Origin of the sequence: Vibrio sp. V42_P2S4T144 (genome assembly GCF_009904715.1) — a bacterium.
Lineage (GTDB): Bacteria > Pseudomonadota > Gammaproteobacteria > Enterobacterales > Vibrionaceae > Vibrio > Vibrio alginolyticus.
Genome location: NZ_WXWS01000426.1, coordinates 1 through 4,771 on the forward strand (window position 1 = coordinate 1; position 4,771 = coordinate 4,771).

Sequence of the window (4,771 nt, forward strand, 5' to 3'; positions counted from 1 at the left end):
GCCCAAAAGTAATTTTTGCTGCATTAAGTTCATTTTTCCCTAAATTTTATTGTCACTTTGCAGGTTTAAGCTTTTATTGCACCGTGATGAACATGATAAGAATTCATCATAAGAATCAGAACCATAGACAATCACACTCATAACCAACTAGTTACATTTAAGACACAATCGGTTAGACTATTTTTTCGCCCCTCTCGTCAATCGGTCTGCTTTATCGAGGAGCAGGCAAGAAACTCTCATACACGCGGTTTCGTCCAAAGCAGCGTGAATCGATGGATTTAGCCACCCCAAATGGCACTGTTTTAACTTTAGGATGAGTTATGTTTAAACGATTTGAAGGCTTTACAGAGCCGTTCCCCAAATCTACACCGGATCAGCCTCCTTCAGGGATGTTCGCTTTTCTGCGTTATTACACTCGTGGTTATGAAAAGCCTTTGATCATCATGTCTTTGATGGCCACAATTGTGGCTGTTGTTGAGGTAATGTTGTTTGGCGCCATGGGACAATTGGTTGATTGGTTGTCTACCAGCAATCCAGAAACGTTCTTACAAGACAACAAATCGGATTTGATTTTCTACGGAGCCTTATTGCTGGTTGTCATGCCTATATTGGTGATCTTGTACTCGTTGCTCGTTCATCAAACGTTATTGGGCAACTACCCAATGTCTATCCGCTGGCTTGCACACCGGTATTTGCTCAATCAAAGCTTGAACTTCTATCAAGATGATTTTGCAGGTCGAGTCGCAACGAAAGTCATGCAAACCTCATTAGCTGTGCGCGAAACCGTGATGAAAGCTATGGATGTGTTTGTTTACGTTACGGTTTACTTCACCAGCATGATCATTATGTTAGCGACGGCAGACTGGCGTTTGATGATCCCAATGATTGTCTGGCTACTCGCTTACATCGCTATCCAAATCTATTTTGTCCCTAAGCTCAAAGACGTCGCTTCAGCACAGGCCGATGCACGTTCGACAATGACAGGGCGCATCGTCGACAGTTATACCAATATTCAAACCGTCAAACTGTTTTCTCATAGCCAGCGCGAAACCCAATATGCCGAGCAAGGCATGAAAGGATTTTTGAATACGGTCTATCGTCAAATGCGCCTAGTGACCGGCTTCGACGTCGCTGTAGAGATCTCAAACTATATTTTGGTCTTTTCCGTTGCTGCTTTATCGATTTACCTGTGGTTGGATAGTGCCATTAGCGTTGGCGCGATTGCGATTGCTGTTAGTCTTGCATTGCGCGTAAACGGTATGTCGATGTGGATAATGTGGGAAGTTGGCGCCCTCTTTGAAAACATGGGAACCGTTGTCGATGGAATGAAAACACTCTCTAAGCCTATTGATATTAAAGATAAACCAGGTGCAAAAGACTTGGTTGTCACTGAAGGAGGCATTCACTTTGATAACGTCAGCTTCCATTACGGTGAGAACAAAGGCGTAATTAGCCATCTCGATCTCAACATCAAACCAGGAGAGAAAGTAGGCTTGGTTGGGCGCTCCGGCGCCGGAAAATCGACTTTGGTGAACTTGTTACTTCGTTTCCACGATGTCGAAGACGGCAGCATTAAGATCGATGGACAGAACATCTCAGAAGTCACACAAGACTCTTTGCGTTCAAAGATCGGTATGGTGACCCAAGATACTTCTCTGCTACACCGTTCAATTCGAGACAATATTTTGTATGGCAATCCAGATGCGACAGAAGAAGATTTGCTGAAAGCCACTAAGCAAGCGCATGCCCATGAGTTTATCGAAACTCTGACCGACCCATTTGGTAATGTCGGATACGATGCGCAAGTTGGTGAACGTGGTGTGAAACTGTCTGGCGGCCAACGTCAGCGTATCGCAATATCTCGTGTGCTACTCAAAGATGCACCATTGCTGGTATTGGATGAAGCAACATCGGCTCTAGATTCAGAAGTCGAAGCAGCGATTCAGGAAAGCTTGAATGAATTAATGCAAGGGAAAACGGTTATTGCTATCGCTCACCGATTATCGACCATCGCACAAATGGATCGCCTCATCGTGCTAGATAAAGGCAGCATCGTTGAACAAGGTTCTCATCAAGAACTCATTGCGAATAACGGCATTTACGCCCAGCTTTGGGCGCATCAAACTGGCGGATTTATCGCTGAAGAACTAGACAATCAACACGCTTCTTAACGAGTGATAAGCTCAATAAAAACGGCGCTTTAAGCGCCGTTTTTTATTTAAATCCATGGCTAGATGCTCATATAGCCATTGTGGTTTCTCATATATGAAACACTCTCCATGATAAAGCTCACACTTTTTCTGCTAATATACCGCCTCGTTGCGTATCCATTGCAATGAACACAATACAGAGTATTGAGCCGTCTTCATTTGTCATTTCACTTTTTGAGAAACAGCTATACTCAATAGATGGCTTAGTTATTATATTAAAAATAAGGTAATTAGCTTATGTGTAAATGTGGTTCAATGCAGATCGTACAACTCAAACCAAGTTGGGCTGACAAGCTATTTGGCTACTCAGAAAGATGGAAATGCCAACTTTGTTGTAAGATCTACCGCATCTAAAATTAAAAATAGAATCTTAGTTTTTCTAAGAAAAAGCAGTGGCCCGACAATGATTGTCGGGTTTTGTTTTTCTGAGCATGCATTTTTTGTCCCTTCTCTACAAGATTACTCATCACGGCAAAACCTAGCATCTTAATGTGACTTAGGTATAGAATCAGGCCCACTTATTCTTTCCGATATTCATATATAACTGGTCACTATGAACAAAAGTTTGCTAACGAATGTCCTCGCTATCGCTTTGATGGCTGGAGGTCATCAATTACAAAACGACTATCTTTGGTATGCAGGGCTATTTGCGTTCTCAGGCGCCATCACCAACTGGCTTGCCATCCATATGCTGTTTGAGAAAGTGCCTGGATTATACGGTTCTGGCGTGATCCCCGCGCGATTTGAAGAGTTTAAACTGGCTATCAAAAACTTAATGATGGAACAGTTTTTTACTGAAGCGAACATTGACCGATTCTTGAATAAAGAAATGGCGGGCGGTGTGAACATCGATCTTCAACCAGTAATTGAGAAAGTAGATTTAAATCCAGCATTTGATTCCCTAGTGGAAGTAATTGAAGGCTCTCAATTTGGCGGCATGCTAGCGATGTTTGGCGGCTCGGAAGCGCTACAACCCATGCGCCAACCTTTCGTCGAAAAGATGCAAGAATCCATCATTGAGTTGAGCAAGAGCGATAACATCAAAGAAGCACTGAAAGAGCAATTCGAATCTCCTGCAATGATGGATGAGATAAAGCAGAACATTGAAGGTATCATCGATCAACGTTTAAGCGAATTAACACCGGCATTAGTTAAAGAAATGGTGCAAAAGATGATCAAACAACACCTTGGCTGGCTAGTCGTTTGGGGCGGTGTTTTTGGTGGTTTAATTGGCGTTATCAGCACCTTTATCGGGGCATAATCGCTCACCGATTTATTAAAAAAGGAGCTTCGGCTCCTTTTTTAATCGTGAAAAAGTAATATACCAAGCCACGCTAAATAAGGAGGATCAACACATGCCTCGCCTAACCAAGGAGCTCAGGGTTCACGCCAAATCCCGTTTTATGTTCTTCTATGACCACTTCACTACGAGTTTGAATCACGCCCGGAAGCGTGCCTAACTTGCTCGACATAAACTCCTGATACGCTTTCATGCTCTTAACACGAACTTTTATCATGGTATCGAAATCTCCAGAGAGCGAGTAGCACTCTTCAATTTCAGGCATCAATTCCACCGCTTTCGCAAACTTTTCAAAAATAGAAAAACTGGTTTGGTCTAAACGAATATGGATGAATACTTGCACATCCAGCCCCAACTTTTCCGCATTCAACTCTGCATGGTAACCATTGATATACCCTTCTTTTTCTAGCCGCTTTACACGGTCAGAACATGGAGAAGTCGTTAAGTTAATCAGCTTTGCTAGTTCTACAACTGGAATTCTGCCTCTCGAATGAAGCACTCTCAAAATATGTAAATCAATCCGGTCCAATTGATAACTCATTAACCCACTTCCTTGCAACCACTTAGAAAGCATCACATTAATCGTTGCTCAAACAATTGCAAACCATCAAATGCACAGCATGTGAAATTCAGCAGAGAATAACCAGAAAACAACGAAGGAGGGAAAGAGCTATGATTATTGCCGCTCACTTAGTAACCGTGATATGAAGAGAAAAAGCAACCTAGCGGCTCCCGCGGAGTCGCAAATTTGAAAGCGCATGACACGCCTGTATAGATATGTCGTTCGGGCAACGCCGCCCTATTTAGCCATTAATCATGGCTATCACTCAGAGTTAGAGTGCGGCCGATGTATGCCGTGTAGGATGTGGAACAACCTCTCCAATTGCACGATGATTACAACAACGGCAGTAGTATTGAGGCTCCATCTCGTAATAATGTTCACCTGATACAAATTTCGCCATCAGCTGTGTAAAACTCACCATTTTGCCTGTTAACGAGTCAACAGACTGAGGCTCGCAACGCTTCATAATCACTTTATGTTGCGTTGATTTTCTACAAGCTGCGCAATATATATCCGGCATTTCTCTTCTCCCTACTTTTTCGTCCTACTGACAATTGACATATTTTGTTCAAAATAATTCCACAATTAAAAAGCTCCTTTAATTTTTTGTGCCCTATCTTCAAAAAATTGAACGAAAGTATCAAAAAACTGAGACATTGGTCAGACCTCAACTTTTGTACCATCAATATGAGCAAACGT

General features: G+C 42.5%; 4 protein-coding genes. 2 read left to right on the forward strand and 2 right to left on the reverse strand.

Going from position 1 to position 4,771, the window contains the following annotated elements; genetic code table 11:
* The first annotated feature begins 320 nt into the window (after positions 1 to 320).
* Both CAG68_RS14335 and CAG68_RS14340 read left to right on the forward strand, forming a co-directional pair.
* Positions 321 to 2,171 (forward strand): ABC transporter ATP-binding protein, encoded by a 1,851-nt coding sequence (locus CAG68_RS14335; RefSeq protein WP_005374597.1) that lies wholly within the window; start codon positions 321 to 323, stop codon positions 2,169 to 2,171.
* A gap of 592 nt (positions 2,172 to 2,763) precedes the next feature.
* The gene (locus CAG68_RS14340; protein ID WP_005383549.1) at positions 2,764 to 3,471 is read left to right on the forward strand and encodes a DUF445 domain-containing protein; all 708 of its coding nucleotides are present in this window, start codon (positions 2,764 to 2,766) and stop codon (positions 3,469 to 3,471) included.
* A gap of 103 nt (positions 3,472 to 3,574) precedes the next feature.
* Here CAG68_RS14340 and CAG68_RS14345 read toward each other — a convergent pair whose 3' ends face one another.
* Together CAG68_RS14345 and CAG68_RS22375 are read right to left on the reverse strand one after the other, a co-directional pair.
* On the reverse strand, positions 3,575 to 4,051 hold the full coding sequence (locus CAG68_RS14345) for an Lrp/AsnC family transcriptional regulator (protein ID WP_005374595.1): 477 nt from the start codon (positions 4,049 to 4,051) through the stop codon (positions 3,575 to 3,577).
* Between the two features lie 292 nt (positions 4,052 to 4,343).
* Positions 4,344 to 4,592 (reverse strand): hypothetical protein, encoded by a 249-nt coding sequence (locus CAG68_RS22375; RefSeq protein ID WP_005374593.1) that lies wholly within the window; start codon positions 4,590 to 4,592, stop codon positions 4,344 to 4,346.
* Positions 4,593 to 4,771: the final 179 nt, after the last annotated feature.

Bases quoted from the DNA above. Each gene is read 5' to 3' on its own strand.
- CAG68_RS14335 (WP_005374597.1), top strand. From the start codon at position 321: ATGTTTAAACGATTTGAAGGCTTTACAGAGCCGTTCCCCAAATCTACA.
- CAG68_RS14340 (WP_005383549.1), top strand. From the start codon at position 2,764: ATGAACAAAAGTTTGCTAACGAATGTCCTCGCTATCGCTTTGATGGCT.
- CAG68_RS14345 (WP_005374595.1), bottom strand. From the start codon at position 4,051: ATGAGTTATCAATTGGACCGGATTGATTTACATATTTTGAGAGTGCTT.
- CAG68_RS22375 (WP_005374593.1), bottom strand. From the start codon at position 4,592: ATGCCGGATATATATTGCGCAGCTTGTAGAAAATCAACGCAACATAAA.